At 41.3% G+C, this 18,947-nt stretch carries 13 protein-coding genes and 6 pseudogenes; 13 read left to right on the forward strand and 6 right to left on the reverse strand.

Annotated features, from left to right (window positions below):
* Nucleotides 1-225 precede the first annotated feature (225 nt).
* Both ACRWSG_RS10900 and ACRWSG_RS10905 read left to right on the forward strand, forming a co-directional pair.
* A pseudogene (locus ACRWSG_RS10900) lies at nt 226-2,297 on the forward strand (M13 family metallopeptidase).
* A 657-nt stretch (nt 2,298-2,954) separates the two neighbouring features.
* Entirely contained in the window at nt 2,955-3,401 is a 447-nt protein-coding gene (locus tag ACRWSG_RS10905; RefSeq protein WP_462166272.1) for an REP-associated tyrosine transposase, read from the forward strand.
* Between the two features lie 114 nt (nt 3,402-3,515).
* Here ACRWSG_RS10905 and yjgA read toward each other — a convergent pair whose 3' ends face one another.
* Nucleotides 3,516-4,037: a ribosome biogenesis factor YjgA gene (gene yjgA, locus ACRWSG_RS10910; RefSeq protein WP_462166273.1), complete on the reverse strand. Its 522-nt coding sequence runs from the start codon at nt 4,035-4,037 to the stop codon at nt 3,516-3,518.
* A gap of 137 nt (nt 4,038-4,174) precedes the next feature.
* Between yjgA and pmbA the strand changes: the two are divergent.
* Nucleotides 4,175-5,511 (forward strand): annotated as a pseudogene (gene pmbA, locus ACRWSG_RS10915) (metalloprotease PmbA).
* 130 nt (nt 5,512-5,641) lie between these two features.
* Nucleotides 5,642-6,058 (forward strand): VOC family protein, encoded by a 417-nt coding sequence (locus ACRWSG_RS10920; RefSeq protein WP_187490698.1) that lies wholly within the window; start codon nt 5,642-5,644, stop codon nt 6,056-6,058.
* A gap of 544 nt (nt 6,059-6,602) precedes the next feature.
* Here the strand turns inward: ACRWSG_RS10920 and ACRWSG_RS10925 are convergent.
* A pseudogene (locus ACRWSG_RS10925) lies at nt 6,603-7,261 on the reverse strand (LiaF domain-containing protein).
* Between the two features lie 330 nt (nt 7,262-7,591).
* Between ACRWSG_RS10925 and ACRWSG_RS10930 the strand changes: the two are divergent.
* From ACRWSG_RS10930 to ACRWSG_RS10945, 4 genes are read left to right on the forward strand one after another with little or no spacing between them, the layout of a single operon-like run.
* Nucleotides 7,592-8,158 (forward strand): BON domain-containing protein, encoded by a 567-nt coding sequence (locus ACRWSG_RS10930; RefSeq protein ID WP_054552867.1) that lies wholly within the window; start codon nt 7,592-7,594, stop codon nt 8,156-8,158.
* A 57-nt stretch (nt 8,159-8,215) separates the two neighbouring features.
* On the forward strand, nt 8,216-8,374 hold the full coding sequence (locus ACRWSG_RS10935; protein WP_064971745.1) for a YqaE/Pmp3 family membrane protein: 159 nt from the start codon (nt 8,216-8,218) through the stop codon (nt 8,372-8,374).
* Between the two features lie 21 nt (nt 8,375-8,395).
* Nucleotides 8,396-8,578 carry a hypothetical protein gene (locus ACRWSG_RS10940; protein ID WP_138599296.1) on the forward strand — a complete coding sequence of 61 codons (183 nt, stop codon included), beginning with the start codon at nt 8,396-8,398 and terminating at the stop codon, nt 8,576-8,578.
* A 50-nt stretch (nt 8,579-8,628) separates the two neighbouring features.
* A complete protein-coding gene (locus ACRWSG_RS10945; protein WP_054552865.1) occupies nt 8,629-8,838 on the forward strand; it encodes a hypothetical protein in 210 nt (69 codons plus the stop codon).
* On the opposite strand, the pseudogene ACRWSG_RS10950 reads toward ACRWSG_RS10945, so the two are convergent.
* Nucleotides 8,823-10,846, reverse strand: a pseudogene (locus ACRWSG_RS10950) (methyl-accepting chemotaxis protein). The gene ACRWSG_RS10945 and the pseudogene ACRWSG_RS10950 sit on opposite strands and share 16 nt — an antisense overlap.
* 112 nt (nt 10,847-10,958) lie before the next feature.
* On the opposite strand from ACRWSG_RS10950, the pseudogene ACRWSG_RS10955 reads away from it, so the two are divergent.
* Nucleotides 10,959-11,729: pseudogene (locus tag ACRWSG_RS10955) on the forward strand (Rossmann-fold NAD(P)-binding domain-containing protein).
* Here the strand turns inward: ACRWSG_RS10955 and hutC are convergent.
* Nucleotides 11,730-12,437 (reverse strand): histidine utilization repressor, encoded by a 708-nt coding sequence (hutC, locus tag ACRWSG_RS10960; protein WP_138616087.1) that lies wholly within the window; start codon nt 12,435-12,437, stop codon nt 11,730-11,732. It lies immediately after the preceding pseudogene.
* Nucleotides 12,438-12,579: 142 nt separating this feature from the next.
* Between hutC and hutI the strand changes: the two genes are divergently transcribed.
* The gene (hutI, locus tag ACRWSG_RS10965; protein ID WP_462166275.1) at nt 12,580-13,821 is read left to right on the forward strand and encodes an imidazolonepropionase; all 1,242 of its coding nucleotides are present in this window, start codon (nt 12,580-12,582) and stop codon (nt 13,819-13,821) included.
* A gap of 121 nt (nt 13,822-13,942) precedes the next feature.
* A complete protein-coding gene (locus ACRWSG_RS10970) occupies nt 13,943-15,613 on the forward strand; it encodes an EAL domain-containing protein (RefSeq protein WP_462166932.1) in 1,671 nt (556 codons plus the stop codon).
* 50 nt (nt 15,614-15,663) lie between these two features.
* Here ACRWSG_RS10970 and ACRWSG_RS10975 read toward each other — a convergent pair whose 3' ends face one another.
* Nucleotides 15,664-16,584 (reverse strand): esterase/lipase family protein, encoded by a 921-nt coding sequence (locus ACRWSG_RS10975; RefSeq protein WP_462166276.1) that lies wholly within the window; start codon nt 16,582-16,584, stop codon nt 15,664-15,666.
* 423 nt (nt 16,585-17,007) lie between these two features.
* Between ACRWSG_RS10975 and ACRWSG_RS10980 the strand changes: the two genes are divergently transcribed.
* Together ACRWSG_RS10980 and ACRWSG_RS10985 are read left to right on the forward strand one after the other, a co-directional pair.
* Nucleotides 17,008-17,595 (forward strand): YceI family protein, encoded by a 588-nt coding sequence (locus ACRWSG_RS10980; RefSeq protein WP_166341074.1) that lies wholly within the window; start codon nt 17,008-17,010, stop codon nt 17,593-17,595.
* A pseudogene (locus ACRWSG_RS10985) lies at nt 17,595-18,115 on the forward strand (DUF1285 domain-containing protein). The gene ACRWSG_RS10980 and the pseudogene ACRWSG_RS10985 overlap by 1 nt, the downstream one beginning before the upstream one ends.
* 4 nt (nt 18,116-18,119) lie before the next feature.
* On the opposite strand, the gene yihA reads toward ACRWSG_RS10985, so the two are convergent.
* Nucleotides 18,120-18,767 carry a ribosome biogenesis GTP-binding protein YihA/YsxC gene (gene yihA, locus ACRWSG_RS10990; RefSeq protein ID WP_138599290.1) on the reverse strand — a complete coding sequence of 216 codons (648 nt, stop codon included), beginning with the start codon at nt 18,765-18,767 and terminating at the stop codon, nt 18,120-18,122.
* Between the last annotated feature and the right edge of the window lie 180 nt (nt 18,768-18,947).

Below are 18,947 nucleotides of genomic sequence, written 5' to 3' on the forward strand. Positions count from 1 at the left end.
ATAGAAACATTGCGAGATGTAAAATCGCGCCTACAATGCTATCGCTAATTTCCCCCTCCCACCGCTCAAAAATGCGTCTCATCCTGTTTTGATAAGAATTGTTACATATTCGGTTTTATTGTTTTGCTTGAGCGGTTTATTATGGTGAAAGCGAAAAACTAACGATTAATTAGGTTTGCTAGTTTTTCGATAAATACATCAAAAAATAATTAGTACGGGACTCCCATGAAAAAAGTAACACTTACCGCGGCAAGTATTGCACTTGCGCTCGGTCTTGTTGGTTGTGGTGAAAAAGAACAAGAAACTAAAGCACCAGCAACTGCGACCGTCACTGAAGCAAAAGCACCTTTAAACTCTGGCATTGAACTGGCGAACATGGACAAATCTGTTCGCGCACAAGATGACTTTTACTACCACGTAAACGGCGAATGGTTAGAGAAAACAGAAATTCCAGGTGATAAATCAAACTACGGTTCATTCACTCAGCTTTACGATGATTCGCAAAAAGCGATGAAAGAAGTGCTAGAAAAAGCAGCGGCTAATAAAGACGTTAAGCCAGGCTCTGATGAAGCTAAATTAGCTGCATTCTACAACAGCTACATGGACGAAGCAGGCCGTGAAGCGGCAGGTATCAAGCCATTAACACCAGTGTTAGAAAGCGTTGACGCAGTTAAGAACAAGTCTGATCTTGTTGCTTTAATGGCTGAACTTCGCATTAAAGGTGGTAGTTTACCGTTTGGTTGGTACGTAAACAACGATGCGAAAAACTCTAGCGAAAACGCGATGTATGTTTATCAGTCTGGTTTAGGTTTACCAGATCGCGACTACTACTTAAAAGGTGAAGAAAAATTCACAAAAATTCGTGAAGCTTACCAAGCATACGTAACAGCTATCTTAAGCAAAGCCGGTGTAGCTGATGCAGAATCTGCGGCTAAAGCAATTATCGATCTTGAAACAAGCATTGCTGATGCGCAGTGGAGCCGTGTTGAAAGCCGTGATGCAACTAAATCTTACAATAAGATGAGCGTTGCAGATGCTAACAAACTTACTGGCGACTTTGACTTTGCAGCTTACCTTGATGCATCAGGTATCAAAACAGAAGATGTAATCATTCGCCAACCTAGCTACCTAGAAAAATTCGCAGGTATCTACAACGATACAGACTTAGCAACGTGGCAGAACTACCTTAAGTTCCACTTTGTTAGCAACTATGCTCGCCTATTAGATAAAGAGCTAGTAGACCTTAACTTTGATTTCTACAGCACAACACTTCGCGGTGTTACAGAGCAATCTCCACTTTGGAAAAAAGCGGTTGATGCATCAAACAGTGTACTAGGCGAAATCTTAGGTAAAGTATACGTTAAAGAAAACTTCCCGCCTGAAGCGAAAGCGCGTATGGAAGAGTTAGTTGATAACGTAATCAAAGGTTATGCAGTCGCGATTGAAAACCTTGAGTGGATGAGCCCTGAAACAAAAATCGCGGCTAAAGAAAAGCTTGATAAGTTCACACCAAAAATTGGTTACCCAGATAAATGGAAAGACTATTCTGCACTTGAAGTGAAAGGTGACGATTTAGTAGGTAACTACATTCGCCACAGCGAGTGGGAATATGCAGACATGACTGCAAAACTAGGTAAGCCAGTTGACCGTTCTGAGTGGCACATGACACCACAAACAGTAAACGCTTACTACAACCCTGTGAACAACGAGATTGTATTCCCTGCGGCTATCTTACAACCGCCATTCTTCAACCTAGAAGCTGATGACGCTGTGAACTACGGTGCAATCGGTGCGGTAATGGACACGAATTAGGTCACGGCTTTGATGACCAAGGTGCGAAGTACGATGGTGATGGTAACTTACGTAACTGGTGGAGCGAATCAGACCTTAAACAGTTTGAAGAGCGCACGGGTCAGCTAGTTGCTCAGTATAACGAGTACAAACCATTTGAAGATGCTAGCGTAAATGGTCAGCTTACATTAGGTGAAAACATTGGTGACTTAGGTGGCTTAACAGTTGCTTATACAGCATACCAGTTATCACTTGGTGATGAAAAAGCGCCTATCATTGATGGTTACACAGGTGATCAGCGTTTCTTCATGGGTTGGTCGCAAATTTGGCGTCGTAAATATCGTGACGAAGAGTTACGTAACCGCCTAATGACAGACCCTCATTCACCAAGCCATTACCGTGTAATCGGTATTCTTTCAAATATGCCAGAATTCTATCAGGCATTTGACGTGAAAGAAGGCGACAAAATGTATATCAAACCAGAAGATCGCGTAAAAATCTGGTAATTGATTATCGATTTTAAAAAAGGCTCTGAGTGAACGCTCAGAGCCTTTTTTGTTTTAGGAGCGATCAACTCAAGACGCGTCAAGCAAGCGTGACGCCTAAGGTTGATGTAGGCATGAAATTTATTTCACGCGATGGTTGAGTATTGTGTGGTGTTTAAGAAGCGCCAAGCAAGCGTGACGCCTACGGTTTGATGTAGGCGTGAAATTTATTTCGCGTGATGGTTGTTTATTGTTTGATGTTTCAGGCGCGCCAAGCAAGCGTGACGCCTACGGTTTGATGTAGGCGTGAAATTTATTTCGCGCGATGGTTGCGTGTTGTGTGGTGTTTAAAACGCGCCAAGCAAGCGTGACGCCTACGGTTGATGTAGGCATGAAATTTATTTCGCGAGATGGTTGAGTATTTTGTGATGTTCAAGACGCGCCAAGCAAGCGTGACGCCCACGGTGATGTAGGCGTGAAATTTATTTCGCGCGGTGGTTGCGTGTTGTGTGGTGTTTAAAACGCGCCAAGCAAGCGTGACGCCTACGATTGATGTAGGCGTGAAATTTATTTCGCGCGATGTTTTTGTATTGTGAGGTTCAAACATTTTTGGTGTAAATTGGCTAGGTGTGTTTTTAAGTTCTAAGATCAGGTTTTACCTTCAGGATTGATAGGTTTATGTTTTCGTCAAGGAAGAGGCTTAAAGGGCGTACCTCACATTCAAACTGCTATTATTCAGTAACTCTTTGTTGTGAGAATCGAGTGCCTATATTTGCCAATTACTCATATGCAGTTGATGCTGCCAAAGCAATTTACCATTTAGAAGATAAAGTGGAGACAATCTGCTTTGTCCTCATGCTTGACCATTTACATTGGATATTTCAACTTCGCCCTCAGCAAAACTTATCAGCAGTAATTAAGCTGTACAAAAGCATGGTGACCATGTCTATTCGTAAGAGAAAAGGGCGCAAAGTAGTGGTTTGGCAAAATAATTTTTATGATCATCAAATCAGAGATGAAAATGACCTAATACATCAAGCTCGATATCTAGTCGCAAACCCTCTACGCGCAAAATTAGTCAAGCACGTTGGCGATTACCCGTTTTGGAATTGTATTTGGTTGTAGAGACGTGAAATTTATGTCGCGCGATGGTTGTGTATTAAGTGGTGTTCAACACACGCCAAGCAAGCGTGACGCCTACGGTGTTGTAGGCGTGAAATTTATTTCGCGCGAAGGAAATCAAAGCATAATCGCATCTTTTAGATACTGGAATAACTCTTTGTAAGCTTTGGCTGGTTTTTCTGCTTTTACTTCTTTTGCGGCGCTGCGCACTAATTGGCGCATTTTTTGGCGCTCAAGAGTCGGGTATTGATCAATTGTTGAATTGATCAGGTCGTCACCTTGTTTAATTAAATCATCACGCAGGGTTTCGATTTTGTTCATTAAAACATCGGCTTGATTGTTTTTATTAAGCATGATGTCGATCATCGCTTGAATTTCATCAACGTTTTCTGTGGTACGTAAAACTTTTGCGATGTAGTTTAAGTTACGACGGTAAGCATCGCTCTTGTCACTTACTTTATCAGAAACGACAAGGGCTTCTTTTAAATCGTGATTAAGCGGTAAACGATCGCGTTGCTTTTTCGGCATTTTTGCAATTTCAGCACCCAGACCATGATATTGCATGGCTTCACGTTTTAATTCGCTTTTTGATACGTAAATAATTTCTTCTTCGATAAGTGGCTTTTTCTTCTTCGCCATAAGGATGCTCATTCAGTAAACTTAACTATTCGCTATTATACGCCATTTAGTTAATGATTAATATTAGCTGATGCAGGTCTCGCAGTGTGTTAGCATTCGTTACACTATAAAAAATATCAGAACCTAGGACACACAAGATGAAAGATCCTATTTATCAACACATTTCTGAAGTGAAAGACGCAGTAAGCGAAGTACTGGAGCATGCAAAAAAATTGGGTGCTACTGCGGCTGAAGCGGCGATGTCGAGCACGTCAGGTTTGTCTGTCAGCACGCGTATGGGCGAAGTTGAAACAATAGAGTTTAACCAAGACGGTGGCTTAGGTATCAGTGTTTATGTGGGTAACAACAAAGGCTCTGCTTCAACAGCTGACTTAAACCCTAAAACATTACGTACAGTGGTCGAAAAAGCCATTGATATTGCTAAGTTCACCTCTGACGACCCATTTAATGGTATCGCTGATAAAGAGTTACTTGAATTTGCACCGCAAGATTTAGATTTATACCACCCGTGGGAAGTTAGCCCAGAGCAAGGTGTTGAGTTTTGTCATCAAGCAGAACAAGCGGCGTTAAATGCCGATGAGCGCATTGTAAATTCAGACGGTGCGAGTTTTTCTTCTCACCAAGGTTTACGTGTTTATGGTAACAGCCATGGCATGATTGCAGGTTACCCGCGTACGCGTCATAGCATTAGCACGATGGTGATTGGTAAAGAAGGCGAGCAAATGCAGCGCGACTCAGCTTATACCATCGCACGTCATAAAGATGATTTAAATGACGCTGCAAAAGTAGGCCTCGAAGCGGCAACCGAAACCTTGGCTAAACTTAACAGCCAAAAGCTCGGTACCATGAAAGTGCCTGTGATCTTTAGAGCAGATATTGCTAACTCATTATTGGCCATTTAGTGTCGGCGATTGGTGGCGGCGCGCTTTATCGTAAGTCGAGCTTCTTGCTTGATAGCTTAGGTACAAAAGTATTTAGCGATTGTGTGAATATCTCTGAGCGCCCTCATTTATTAAAAGGTTTAGCGTCTTCACCGTTTGATGCTGAAGGTTTAAAAACTGTAGACCGTGAAATTATTCAAGGCGGTGAGCTGCAAACTTACCTATTAGCAAGCTACGCGGCACGTAAACTGTCTATGGCACCAACGGGTCATGCTGGTGGTATTCATAACTGGCTAGTTGAACAAACCCATGCCGATTTAAAAGCACTTTTAAAAACCATGGGCACAGGCTTATTAGTAACGGAACTTATGGGCCAAGGTGTGAATACGGTAACGGGCGATTACTCACGTGGTGCAGCGGGCTTCTGGGTTGAGAATGGTGAAATCCAATACCCAGTCAGTGAAATCACAATTGCTGGTAACTTAAAAGATATGTTTAAAGCCGTTGTGGGCTTAGGTGGCGATATCGAGCGTCGTGGTGGTATTCAAACAGGCTCTGTATTGATAGAACAAATGCAGGTTGCTGGTAGCTGATTCATCAATAACTACTCAATTTTTTAAAGCCTCACTTCAGTGGGGCTTTTTTATTTGAAAAAACGCTTTACCTAAACTTAACTTGAGGTTTTATCTTGGTGGCAGTTTAAAAATAAAAAGGAAAACTACCATGTATTTAGAACACGTAAATCTTGTTGTTAGTAATGTTGATGCCATGCTGCACTTTTATAAAGCTGCATTCCCGCACTGGCGTGTGCGTAGTCAAGGCGATAGCAAATGGTCGGGCAAACCGCGCAAGTGGCTGCACTTTGGTGATGATTACCAATATCTTGCATTAAGCGATAACGGTGAAGCTGAAAACCGTGATTTAGCCGGCCACCAAGTAGGCCTTGCTCATTTTGCCTATGTGACAAACGATATTAATGCGGTAATTGAACGCCTGGTTTCGGCTGGTTATGAAGTTGATAAACACGGCCCAGAAAACCCTTACCGTAAAAATGTATATTTCATCGACCCAGCAGGTTTTGAAGTTGAGTTTGTAGAGTATTTTAGTGATATTCCAAGTGAGAGGAATAATGACCTGTAGCTAGAGCTGTCAGCTTTCAGCTGTCAGTTTTGAGCCGAGCGGTGTTGTTTGTAGGTCAGGCATTGATTGATGGAATGGCGTTGTATGTACGACGCGCCAAGCAAGCGTGACGCCTACGATGTAGGCGGGAAATTTATTTCGCGCGAAAATATTTGCACAAAGAGAAGAGAATGAGGAAAGAATGAGGAAGTGATATTTATCTTTTCTTGTTTCCTCTGAAGCGCAGCGTCTCATGATCTCTTTGTGATACTTTGGTTTTCTCTGTGTAGCGCGAAGCGCCTCTGTGTTCTCTGTGGTTCAATATGTTTTGCACAAAGAGAAGTGAATGAGAAGAGAATGAGTAAACCACAAGATCATTTTTTACTTCCTCTAAAGCGCAGCGTCTCTTAACCTCTTTGTGCGATTAAATGTCTTTGATGTAGGCGTGAAATTTATTTCGCGCGTTATCTTATTATATTGCACGATGTAAAACTGCGGCTACGATAACTAGCACCTAGCACCTAGCACCTAGCACCTAGCACCTAGCATCTCGCACCTCACACCTTTACTGCATCTTATTCATTTCTTTCCAACTGGCTTTTAGGCTGTTGGCGAAGCTGATGAACTTTTCTTTCATGGTACGTTTAACTGAAATCTCGACAGAGCCTAGCCATACATTACCTTCAATAGTGATGGTTGGGCCTTGGCCTTTGTTTAAGGCAACTGATTTATTCTCTACACTACCAATCACGCTAAATAATTTAGATACCACATTAACATGTTCTGGCACGTAGATTTCATCGTTACCTAAAATACAGTTCACGTAAATGGTGACATGCTGATGTTGGAAAATCGCTTCGCTAAAGTCGAGTTCAATTGAACCTAAGCAGTTTGTGAGGTGAATTTCTTTTGGTACTACCCATTATCGCTGCGCTCATTTGAACCCAAAATACTACGAAGCTGCAGGCTTTCGTTGTCGCTGCTGTGGCTGTAGTGAGGTTTAAATTGCGCATGCTTTTGCGATTTGTAGTCAATATCCGCTTTCAGATCTAAATCAGCAACAAGCTCAACCAGTACTTCGTTGCTGGTGGCTTCCATTGCCTGATCTAGGCGGCGTTCAAATGCTTCGGCTGAAATAACAGCATGACTGTAGTTATAAATGAGTTGATCAATGACTTCTTCTCTTACTTGATCGATTGGGCGATCTTCAAGTTTAACGGCCATGGTAGTTCCCTGTTGTGATTTTAAAGGTGATTCTTTAGTTATTAATTACAAAGCAAAGCTTAGGCCAGATTTTATTGTTATATAAATCAAGGGGTTGTCTTTTTAGGCGAATAAGCAATTTCGTTAAATTAACCACAGATTAATAAAATCAGCAACTAAATGGTTATTTTTGCAACATCGTGAACTTCTTACCGAGCAGCTTGTAAATCTTTACCGAAATGAATATAAATCATCGCTGAATGAATGTTTAAATCACTGAAAATAAACAAGTAAATAGTTGGCATCATAGTCGCATTAGTAAAAGTGTCTTTAATCAAAAGGAGAAAGATTATGAACACTTTTAACAAATCTATGATTGCGGCTTTAGTAATTGGTGCAACTAGCATGTCAGCTCAGGCAAGCAGCTGGGAAAATGAAAGTAAAGATGCTTGGATTGATGGTAAGGCAGAAACTGTGCTTCTTATGAACACAAACCTTAACAACTTTGACATCAACACTGATGTAACGAATGGCAAGGTTGTACTTACAGGTAAAGTTGATAGCGAATTAGATAAAGAGCTTGCTGAAGAGTTAGTTCTTAGCCTAGACGGTGTTAGCTCTGTTGATAACAAACTAACGGTTGTTAAAAACATGAAAGCTAAGCACATGAAATCAGACAAAGCTGATTCTGCAGAAAGCGACTTAACCGATGCAAAAATCAGTACTGTAATCACCACACGTTATTTATTTAACTCAGAAGTAGGTGGTACAGATATCGATGTTGATACCGACAACGGTGTAGTAACACTAAAAGGTACTGTTGAGTCTGATGCAGAAAAGCAATTAGCGGTAAGCATTGCTGAAAACGCTGAAGATGTTCGCAAAGTAATCGATGAATTAACGATTGTTGCTGAATAATAGCAAGCCCTATATAGCCCAGCTTTGGCTGGGCTTATCTTTTTCAAGGAGTGAGTCATGGATTTAATACGTATTATTTTATCGGTTTTAATTCCACCTCTCGGCGTATTTTTACAGGTAGGTTTAGGTGCGCAGTTCTGGATTAATATTCTTTTAACTCTATTAGGGTATATTCCAGGTTTGATTCATGCTGTGTATATCATCGCTAAGCGATAATCACCGCATTAATCTACAAGGATGGGTAATGGAGCACAGCAAGGAAGGGCTGTAGGAGTAACGGACGATAAAGCGCAAGGAGTTTACAGTATGGATAATGTAACTAAGCATAAAGGACAACAAGGAAGTAACAAGGCGTTATGGAGTAGCGCACAATGGCAACGCTTTATGGATAAGGTGAATGGAGATGACAGCAAGGATTAAGCTTAGGCTTGGAGCCCAAACGGATGAAGCTAGCGTAAGGAGGAGACTATATGGAACAAGTACAAACGCAATCAAAACAAGGATTGACCAATAATGGAGTTGCTTTATGGAACAAGCAACAGTGGCACGAATTTATGGAACACGCGAAAGCGGTTGCGCCACGATTAACAGGGAAGGCTGACGATAAAAACCCGATGTCATCTTCAGGTGACATCGGGTTTTTAACTACTTCAGCAATTTATCTTTATAACTTAAATTGATTTACTGTCTTATTTAGAGACTCTGCTAACTCATTCAAATCACGTGCTTCATCCGCCAATTCATGGGCATGATCTGCAGTGCTATTCACTAAGTGATTAATCGCTGCCAAGCTATTGTTAATATCTTCTGCAACCACAGTTTGCTGCTCTGTCGAAGTCGCAATTTGATGACTTTGATCTTGTACATTTGTCACAGATTGCGCGATATCTTGCAATGCTTGCAATACAATTTGTGTTTGCTCAACTGAGCCTTCAGCACGCTCTTGACCTTGCTGCATCATGGTTGATGCTTGTTGGGCAATTTGCTGTAAACGGCTGATCATATTGCGAATATCATCAGTTGACTCTTGCGTTCTGCTTGCTAGTGAACGAACCTCATCAGCAACAACTGCGAAACCTCGGCCTTGCTCACCAGCACGGGCTGCTTCTATCGCTGCGTTAAGTGCCAGTAAGTTAGTTTGCTCAGCGATTGAGTTGATAACATCAACCACCGCGCCGATATTACCACTTTCTTGTTCAAGACCCGCAACGACTTTAGACGCTTCACCAATGTGACTTGCAAGAGCGGTCATGACTGACTGAGCTTGAGTTGAGCGCTTAGTGCCATCTGCGGTAATGGTTTGCACTTCTTCAGCGGCATTATTGGTGTGCTGGGCATTACGCGAGATTTCCATCACTGTAGACGCCATTTCGGTTACTGCCGCACTTACGCTATCAACTTGTTGCTTTTCTTGCTGAATTTCATCATTGGTTTTTTGCGATACGGTTTTCAATTGGGCTGCGGCTTGGCTTAATTGCTCAGCTTGAGCTGCAGTATTCAGCATCATTGCACGTAATTTATCGATGAAAGTATTCATGTGATGAGCAAGCTGTCCTACTTCATCCTGACTTTTTATCTCGATTTTTTGTGTTAGATCGCCATCACCTGATGCGATATCACGCATGATGTAAGTGAGTTTAGTCAGCGGCTTGGTGATCATTTGCGTGACCAGAAGATCATCGCAATAATAATCGCAAGAATGATGATCACGGATGTTGTGGTTGTCATCACCGCATCATTTACTGGCTCATCAATCATACTGGTCGGAATTAAAATACCCACATACCAATCAAGGTAAGGGCTTTCTAATTCAAGGCGATTGTATACAACGTAATATTGCTCGCCTTTGAATGTGACAAAGCTGCTACCCTCTTTTTGGCTTTTCATCGCGCGGTTTAATTCGCTAAAGCCCGAGGTGTCGTTAAATTGCTTTTCGAGGGCATCTAAGCCTTCTTTGCCATTAGGGCCTTCGTCTGTGATAGATAGTTTATGTCCAGTTCGTTTTGAAAAGTGCACTACCTTCTGGTTACTGTCGAGTAAAAAGCCAAAGCCTTGGCCATCAAATCGAATAGCTTCAACCATGTCGTTGATATTATTAAGCTGTAAATCAACACCACCAAAACCAACAAGCTTGTTTTGTTTATAAACTGGCTGTTGTACAACTGCAGAGGCGATACCTGTGGTTAAATCAACAGAAATAGGGCCAACATACAATTTATTTATTTTTAATGCATCTTGCCACCAACCACGTTTGTAAGCGTAATATGGTTGGCCATTATAAGTGGCGGTACGCTCGTTTTCTTTGAAGTACTCACCTGTGGTCGCAGAAGCAAAGAAGGCTGATAAAATGTTATCATCGTTACCACTAATACGAACAAAATCTTGATTAACGCTGCTGTAACCAGGCTGACTATCTAAGCTTTGATCGCGCTGAGTCCAGTTATCGAACCAGTTAACTAAATGCGGGTTTGTTACAAAGGTTTCGACAACTTTGCCGTATTTGGCAAAATAGGCCTGCATTGACAGTCGCTCACTTTGCAAATAGCTGTCGGCTTCGCGTTGAATTGCATGACGTGAGAGATCAGCAATATGGTTTACAAAAAAGCTAGACGCGATGATTAGTAGCACACTTATCGTCCCGCCAATGAGCAGAAGTATTTTTTTACGTAAAGAGAGGTTGTTTAACATAGTGCACGCGTTTTTATTATAGGTTAGAGTTATCTATCTAATCATATTTGCACCTAAATCGCTACACTGTTAAGCGAAGGTTAATAATAAATACTAAGGGGCAGTTGAGTAAATGAGTACTGAAAATAATAAACTGGTTGTTTTAGGTGCCGGCTGGCTTGGAAATGCACTTTGTGTTGAGGCAAATAAATTAGCATGGCAAGTACAGGGAACACATCGCGGTGGCGAGCACGAATATGACTTTCAGCGCCAGTTTATACTTGAAGGTGATGTGCTCAAGCATGAGCTGTCGCTTGAAAATGCTTGGTGGGTCTGCGCTATTCCACCGCGTAGTCGTAGCTCAGAAAGTAACTATTTAGCGACTTTGCAAGCAGGGCTTGAACTTGCTAAGCAACTAAATTGTAAAGGCTTTATTTTATGTTCTTCGACAGGAGTTTATCCATCTAACAATGGTCAATATGACGAAACTACAGAAATTATTTGCCAATCAGCACGTCAACAACAGCTATATGATGCTGAACAGTTAGTGCTAAATGCTGGTGGTAAAGTATTGCGCTTGGCTGGTCTTGTATAATCTGGGCGCGATCTGGGTAGGTTTGTTGCCGGTAAAGAACTGACTAGCTCAAGTCAGCAAGTGGTAAACATGGTTCAGCAGCAAGATGTGATAGCGGCGATTTTTTCAGTACTTGAAAATTGGTCAAACGCGAGCAGTATTTATAATGTGGTTAATCCGGCACATCCTACAAAAGCAGATTACTACCAACAAAAATGTGCTGAGCAGGGCAACCAGCCACCGACTTTTACTAGTCATGATAAAGGCGAGCGCCTTATTGATGGCTCAGCGATTGAGTCACTGAGTTTTCGTTATCAAATGTCCATTTAGTTATTTTTTAAAAGTAAGGTGGCCGCCTAATCGGTATTTACTGCCTGGTGATACTAAACGGGCAAAGCTCACAATACCTTGTGATGACCAAGTTCGGCGGATCACTTGTAAGCATGGCTCTTCGTTGTAAAGGTTCAGCCATTCGCACATTTCTTGGTTGGGCATAATCGCTTCGACTGTATGGCGTGCCTCGGTGAGCGGGGCGTTTTGCGATAAGTATTCATGAGGCGTTAGGCTATGGAAATCCTGCTGTAAGTAATCTTTAGCAAGAGCGGGGTTCACAAAGCGTTCTTCAACTTGCAGAGGTTGCTCGTTTTCATTGTGTACAATCACACTTCTGTAAACATGGCTGTCGACCTCGACACCCAAAGCAATCGCAATTGGTGCTATAGCGCTTATAGACTCCATTACTAAAATGGTACAGCTATAATGGTTACTTCGCGCTTTTACCTCATCAGCAATATTTTTAATTTCTAATAACGATGATTGTGATTTGAAGCTAGCCACAAAAGTACCTAGGCCTTGGCTACGGGTTAATATACCTGCATCTGTTAATTCACTGAGTGCTCGTCTTGCAGTCATACGACTAACTTTAAACTGGTTGGTAAGCTCATTTTCAGAGGGCACTCGGTGATTTTCTTGCCAAGCTCCAGAACGAATATTTTCCAGAATGAACTCTTTTATTTGCGCAAATTTAGGAACACTCATTATGCGTGTATATGTGGTGAGTAAACAGTATGTTTGAAGGTGACATAATTATCTTGTATATACAAGGTGAGTTGATAAACTTTAAGCAAATTTAAACTTAGTCTCGTAATGGGCCTATCGCAAGTATCAATGTAGGTGAAAAATGCACACAACCAATAATGATCAAGCTTTCTGGGATTTAGTGATCACAGATGCCAACATCGCCACAATGGACCCAGCCATCGAAGCACCTTATGGTGCTATTGAAAATGCAGCTATTGCTGTTAAAGATGGCAAAATTGCTTGGTTAGGTGAGCAAGCCGATTTACCAGAGTTTGATGCGCTAGCTACGCCAACATTGTCAGCAAAAGGGCAGTGGTTAACCCCCGGGTTAATTGATTGCCACACTCACTTAGTGTTCGCGGGTAGCCGTGCAGAAGAATTTGAACAGCGTTTACAAGGTGTAAGCTATGAGCAAATAGCTGCAAACGGTGGCGGTATTGCAAGTACCGTACGTGCAACGCGAGAAGCCGATCACGAAGCTTTATTTGTCAGTGCAAAAGAGCGCTTAAATGCATTATATGCAGAAGGTGTGACGACGGTAGAGATTAAATCTGGCTACGGTCTTGATTGTGAAAACGAAATTAAACTTCTCGAAGTGGCGCGTTTACTCGGTGAAAATCACCCAGTTGATGTTAAAACCACGTTTTTAGGTGCGCATGCATTACCGCCTGAATTTAAAGGTCGTAGCGATGAGTACATTGATCTGGTTTGCGGTGACATGCTTGACCGTGTTGTTGAAGCTGATTTAGCTGATGCAGTTGATGCTTTTTGTGAAAACGTTGGCTTTAGTAATGAGCAAACTCGCCGCGTGTTTGAAGCGGCTAAAAAACACAACTTACCAGTCAAGTTGCACGCTGAGCAGTTATCTAATCAACATGGTGCAGAGCTTGTTGCTGAATTTAATGGCTTATCTGCGGATCATATTGAACACTTAGATGAAGCTGGTATTCAGGCAATGGCCAAAGCGGGTACTGCAGCAGTTTTATTACCAGGTGCATTTTACTTCTTACGTGAAACAAAGTATCCGCCAATTGAACTACTGCAGCAGTACCAAGTTCCAATTGCTATTTCAACTGACTTCAATCCGGGTACTTCGCCTTTATGTTCATTGCATTTGATGATGAATATGGCATGCACTATTTTTCGGATGACACCAGAGCAAGCATTGGCTGGGGTAACACGAAACGCTGCAGGTGCTTTAGGACTTGATGATCGTGGTGTGTTAAAGGTAGGCGCACGTGCTGATATTGCCCATTGGCAAATAACCCACCCAGCACAATTAAGTTACCAATTTGGCGTAAATAAACTGTTAAATCTGTGGATTTTGGGTAGACTTAATTAGATAAGTCTTTTTTACGTAGTATTTTTACATGTCTTTGATTGCCAGCTTAGCAAGTAGTAGCGTGAGCCTTGCAAATTTAAGTAGCGATGTTGTGCCAGTGTTTTTAGCTGGTTGCGTTCTTATGGCAATGATTTGTGCATTATGTGTTACTCAAAATTCTATTTTAAGGCTGAGCTTAGTCGTCAATGGCGTGCTTGGATTAGCAATTCTTAGTCTTGGCATGCCTTGGTTAGTGCTATTGTTAAGTGCAAGTGTTTGTTTTCATTTGTGGCAGGCATTTCGCACAACTAATTGGTTAGCAATCATTATTTCAGTTGTTGCTGCGATTGTATTAACAGTACTTTATTCAGCTCATTTATTGTTACATACTGCTCTTTACTGGCTTGTTTTTTCTGTCGTTATTTTGTGTATATCAGGCTTTTTTAACTATGAAGAACCTGAAGAAGAGCAGGTGGTCGTTGAGCCACTTCACACTGACGAGTTAGATGCGACACCTCTTACAGGCTTACCCGATCGCAACGCCCTAAAAAATAGCTTTATTGCTTGGACCGAGGAGCATGATGCTAACTGCGCGTTAGTGATGCTTCGCCTTGAAGGTTTTAACGATGTAAACCAACACATAGGTCGAGACTTTGGTGATTTGTTATTAGCGCAATCAGCAACCCGAATTAAACAGCAGCTCAATGTTGATAATGTTCTTAATATAGTGGGTAATTCAGGCAAAGCCGAAAAGTTGGCGCATTTAGGGGGCTTAAACTTTGCGTTTATTTGTTCATTAGAGGAACAAAAGCACCTTCATGAGCAACTAATTAGTCAAATTCGCCATGTTACTTTAAAGCCATTTAATGTTGCCAATTGCACCATTGAAGTTAAAGTTCGTGCCAGTTATGTAGTTTGTGATGAGCCTGAATACAGCTTTGAAAACTTCATTTCGTTTGCCAATCTAGCGCTTGATTCAAATCCAGACAAAGCGATTGTGCCTTATCATCCACAAATGATGATTGAGCAATTGGAGCAGCAAGCACGACTACGTGAGTTAGCACACCTTGATTTTGCAAGTGAACTAGAGTTGTATTTTCAGCCAGTTATTCGTAATAGCGATGAGCAAATCGAATTTTTAGAATTGCTGTTACGTTGGCAGCATCCTAAGCAAGGGATTCTTTCTGCGAATAAATTTATAGATGATATACGTGTTGCAGGCCTAAGCTATCCTGTTGCAGCTTTTGTTATTGAGCGTGCAGCAGAACTAGCTATGGCACTACGAATGGAAGGTATTGAATTACCTCTTAGTATAAATGTGTTTGATCCTGAGATGCTGCACGAAGAATTTATTGAGTTTGTTGACCGTATCATGGCTGAGCATCGACTAGAGCCGGGTGATTTAATTATCGAGTGCCCGCTTGATTTATTTATGAGTTTAGATGATCAAGGTAAAGCGATGGTTGCAAGGCTCAATAGTATTGGTATTAAATTATGTATCGATGGTTTTGGTGACACACCTATTTGGCTAGCTAAGCTTCCGAATCTTAATGTTGAGTATATTAAAGTGGCGGCTTCACTTACCGCTGATTTTGCTCATCAAAGTCAAATTCGAAGCCTCGTTTCGGGCATGGTCGATATGCACAATCAAAATAATGCAAAAGTGATTTGTGAAGGAGTTGAAACTCTAGAGCAACTTAAGTTTGTAAAATCGCTTAAAACCTATGCTGCACAGGGCTATTATTTTAATTACCCATTGAGTAGTGTTGGTATGATGTCATGGCTTAAACAATGGCGTTTGGAACATCAATAAGCATAAAGCTGTGCTCTCCCTCTGGTAGGCTTCACGATACAACACCGCTTTTATAACCCTAGTTTCTGTAACCTTGTCACGTGGCTACGGTAAAGTTCAACTGGATCAACTTCACGAAAACTATGCAAACCAATAAATTGGTTAATCTCATCGAGATGATTCATTTTGTAATCATCTTTGATCACATGCCCTAAATGGCTACTACAGCGTGAAATGAGACCGTCACTGTGACCTAAGATAAATAATGAGCCAAATAACATGGATAAGTCACTTAAATCTAAGATATTAGTGAGTGTTTCTGTGCCGCTCCAAGAAAAGTAGTATACGCCATTGCTTGCAAGCATATTACCTTGTTCGCACTCGTTTTTGGGCAAGCCTTCGGGGTACTTTTGATTAAATGTTGCTGCTCCTTGTGTGCTTAAACTATTTATTGCACCGAGTGTATTTTGCGGTAATTGACTATTGCCTGATAATAACGAAATAACACCACCGAATGCATCGAATACTAATCGAGTTGTATATTCTGCTTGAGAGCCGGGTGTTAGCTCCTTATTAATAAGATCAATAATGCCACTGCCATAATTTGCACCGCCTACACTGGTAACTGAGGCAATTAGATCAGGTTTGATAGATGCAACATAGCGTGCAGTTTGCGCACCTTGACTGTGACCAATCAAGTTTACTTTTTTAGCACTAGTCAGAGCTAAGATTGATTCTATTTGAGTGAGTAATTGCTCGCCTCGGACTTCTGAACTGTTGATAGCAGAAACGGCAGGTGTGAAGACTAAAGTACCATCTTTTTCCAGAATTGTAGCGATATTGTAGAAGTAATCGATTCCGAGCAGGTTATCGAATCCCATTAGCCCATGAACTAAAACAACTGGATATTGGGTAGTTGTTTTTTTGGCATTGCACCAAGGGCTCAACAAAAAAAGTAAGGTAACAAATAAAATTAACGGGATTTTTTTCATACCTTTTACTCTTCTACTTCAATATTTATCACCAACAAGCCTTAAAAAAGCCTGATTTTAGTGCGCTTTTAATTCACCTTACCTTAAATTTGGGTTCTCTGTAATGTTAAATTAAAGTAAGCAGGAAAAGATGGTTTTAGTGTTTCGTTATATGTTTATCAATTTGTGTTTTTTCTGCGGTTAAGCAATTTATTTTTAATCTGGTATTTGATAAAGTCCGCGCCGTCCTCATCCTGTAGGACATCCTGTTGATGATGCATCTGAAAGGATGCAACGTATTGATAGCTTCTCCCCAGTTTGCTATAACGACTCACTCCTTGTTGAGTGAGTCGCTTTTTCTTTTCTTATCATACAATTCATTGCACAAATACACGCAAGTGATACCATCAAAGTGATTCTTATTTACTTTCGAAGGAATGCGTTATGTTTAAATCTTTGGCAATAGCTGCCTTTTCATTATCGAGTATTTTAGTTGCCCCTTTAGCCAGCGCAAATTGGCAAGTTAATAATGAGCAAAGTAACGTAAGCTTTGTATCTATTAAAAAGAACTCTATTGCAGAAGCACATCATTTCAAAAACGTGTCGGGTACACTCAACGAGCAAGGTCAATTTAAGTTGATGATCGACCTGACATCGGTTGAAACTCTGATCCCTATCCGCAATGAGCGCATGACAAAGTTGTTATTTGAAACAGCTAAATTTCCTAATGCTGTGTTAACTGCTGATTTAAGTAAAGCATTATCAACACTGAAACCAGGTCAACATGTGCTGAAAGGGTTAAAAGCTGAGTTAGATTTTCATGGTAACAAAAAAGAACTTACGATAGATGTTCTAGCCAATATGTCAGCAAAGGGCGATATTAGCGTGTCATCTTTTACGCCAGTTATTATTAATGCGAGTGATTTCAAAGTAACAGAAGGCATTAGTGAACTACAAAAGCTTGCGGGCTTACCATCAATTGCAACAGCGGTTCCTGTAACATTTTCTTTGACGCTAGATAAAGAAAAATAATGCAATCACTTGCTGACTTAGAAGCCGCTCTTCAGACGCCCGATAAACCTTTTGAACAATGGCAGCCACAAAACTGTGGGCAAGTGCCAATAACGATTGATGCGCAAGGGCGGTGGTTTTATGGCGGCAGTGAAATAAAACGCGAGGCAATGGTTAAACTCTTTGCCTCTGTGCTTTGCAAAGAGGCAGATAGTTATTTTTTAAAAACACCCGTCGAGAAAATGGCTATCACTGTCATTGATGTGCCTTTTATTATTGTTGATTGGCGTTTTGAAGAGACAGAGCAAGGCGCCTTGCTCTATGTTGTGTCGATAATTTACAGCGCGCTTGGTTGGTATCAGCAAAGCAACCACTATTACTGAGAGAATTTGAAGGTGTCAGTGTGCCTTATCTTCAATTAGCACATGGCTTGGCTTCGAGGGTATCGAGAAATGTTTATTATCAGTGGGCTGAAATAGCCTGCTCAGATGAGCAGGGCTATTATATAGAATCATTAGCCAAGCGTTATTACTTGGCCTAAGCACTTAGTCTTCTGGTTGTTCGTCAGACTCAGGTGCTTGCGCTTCAATAGGGCCTAAAAACCACTCATCGAGCTTTTTAGCAACTTCAGGTAAGCCGGTGCCTTTTAGTGAAGAGAAGGCATGTACTGTAATATCACCATCTAAACTACTTAACTCACGACGAACTTGTAAAACTTGAGCTTTACGCGCGCCTTGTTTTAGCTTGTCGGCTTTAGTTAATAGTGCCAGCACTGGAATTTCGCTGCCCACCGCCCAGTCGATTAAGTCACGGTCTAAATCTTTTAACGGGTGGCGAATATCCATCAAAACAACGATACCTTTTAAGCTTTGACGTTTTTGTAAATATTCACCTAGCGATTTTTGCCACTTCTTTTTCATTTCGATAGGCACTTTCGCAAAACCATAGCCCGGCAAGTCAATAAGGCGCTTATCGGCATCAAGTTCAAAGGTATTGATCAGCTGAGTACGACCAGGTGTTTTAGAAGTACGCGCTAACTTTTGATCAGTTAACGTGTTTAAAGCACTTGATTTACCCGCATTAGAGCGACCAGCAAACGCGACTTCAATCCCCGTATCAGCAGGTAAGCGTGAGATATCAGGTGCGCTGGTAACAAAGGACGCAGTATTGTATTTGATACGAGATTTGAGCACAGGCTCTCCTAGTCTTTTATAAAAAATAACAAACAGTGGCTAATTTCCACTTAAGGCACGTATTTTATACTATTAAAGCAGCATTCAAAAGCGTATTTAAGCGTGCTAAATTGGCTTTAAATTAGGAAAATTACTAGGTGTAAACTTAATCTAAGTCAAATCCCTATAAATTATGAGCTT

The organism is Pseudoalteromonas sp. GB43, assembly GCF_054923805.1.

Bases quoted from the DNA above. Each gene is read 5' to 3' on its own strand.
- ACRWSG_RS10905 (WP_462166272.1), top strand. From the start codon at position 2,955: ATGTTTTCGTCAAGGAAGAGGCTTAAAGGGCGTACCTCACATTCAAAC.
- yjgA (WP_462166273.1), bottom strand. From the start codon at position 4,037: ATGGCGAAGAAGAAAAAGCCACTTATCGAAGAAGAAATTATTTACGTA.
- ACRWSG_RS10920 (WP_187490698.1), top strand. From the start codon at position 5,642: ATGTATTTAGAACACGTAAATCTTGTTGTTAGTAATGTTGATGCCATG.
- ACRWSG_RS10930 (WP_054552867.1), top strand. From the start codon at position 7,592: ATGAACACTTTTAACAAATCTATGATTGCGGCTTTAGTAATTGGTGCA.
- ACRWSG_RS10935 (WP_064971745.1), top strand. From the start codon at position 8,216: ATGGATTTAATACGTATTATTTTATCGGTTTTAATTCCACCTCTCGGC.
- ACRWSG_RS10940 (WP_138599296.1), top strand. From the start codon at position 8,396: ATGGGTAATGGAGCACAGCAAGGAAGGGCTGTAGGAGTAACGGACGAT.
- ACRWSG_RS10945 (WP_054552865.1), top strand. From the start codon at position 8,629: ATGGAACAAGTACAAACGCAATCAAAACAAGGATTGACCAATAATGGA.
- hutC (WP_138616087.1), bottom strand. From the start codon at position 12,437: ATGAGTGTTCCTAAATTTGCGCAAATAAAAGAGTTCATTCTGGAAAAT.
- hutI (WP_462166275.1), top strand. From the start codon at position 12,580: ATGCACACAACCAATAATGATCAAGCTTTCTGGGATTTAGTGATCACA.
- ACRWSG_RS10970 (WP_462166932.1), top strand. From the start codon at position 13,943: ATGGCAATGATTTGTGCATTATGTGTTACTCAAAATTCTATTTTAAGG.
- ACRWSG_RS10975 (WP_462166276.1), bottom strand. From the start codon at position 16,584: ATGAAAAAAATCCCGTTAATTTTATTTGTTACCTTACTTTTTTTGTTG.
- ACRWSG_RS10980 (WP_166341074.1), top strand. From the start codon at position 17,008: ATGTTTAAATCTTTGGCAATAGCTGCCTTTTCATTATCGAGTATTTTA.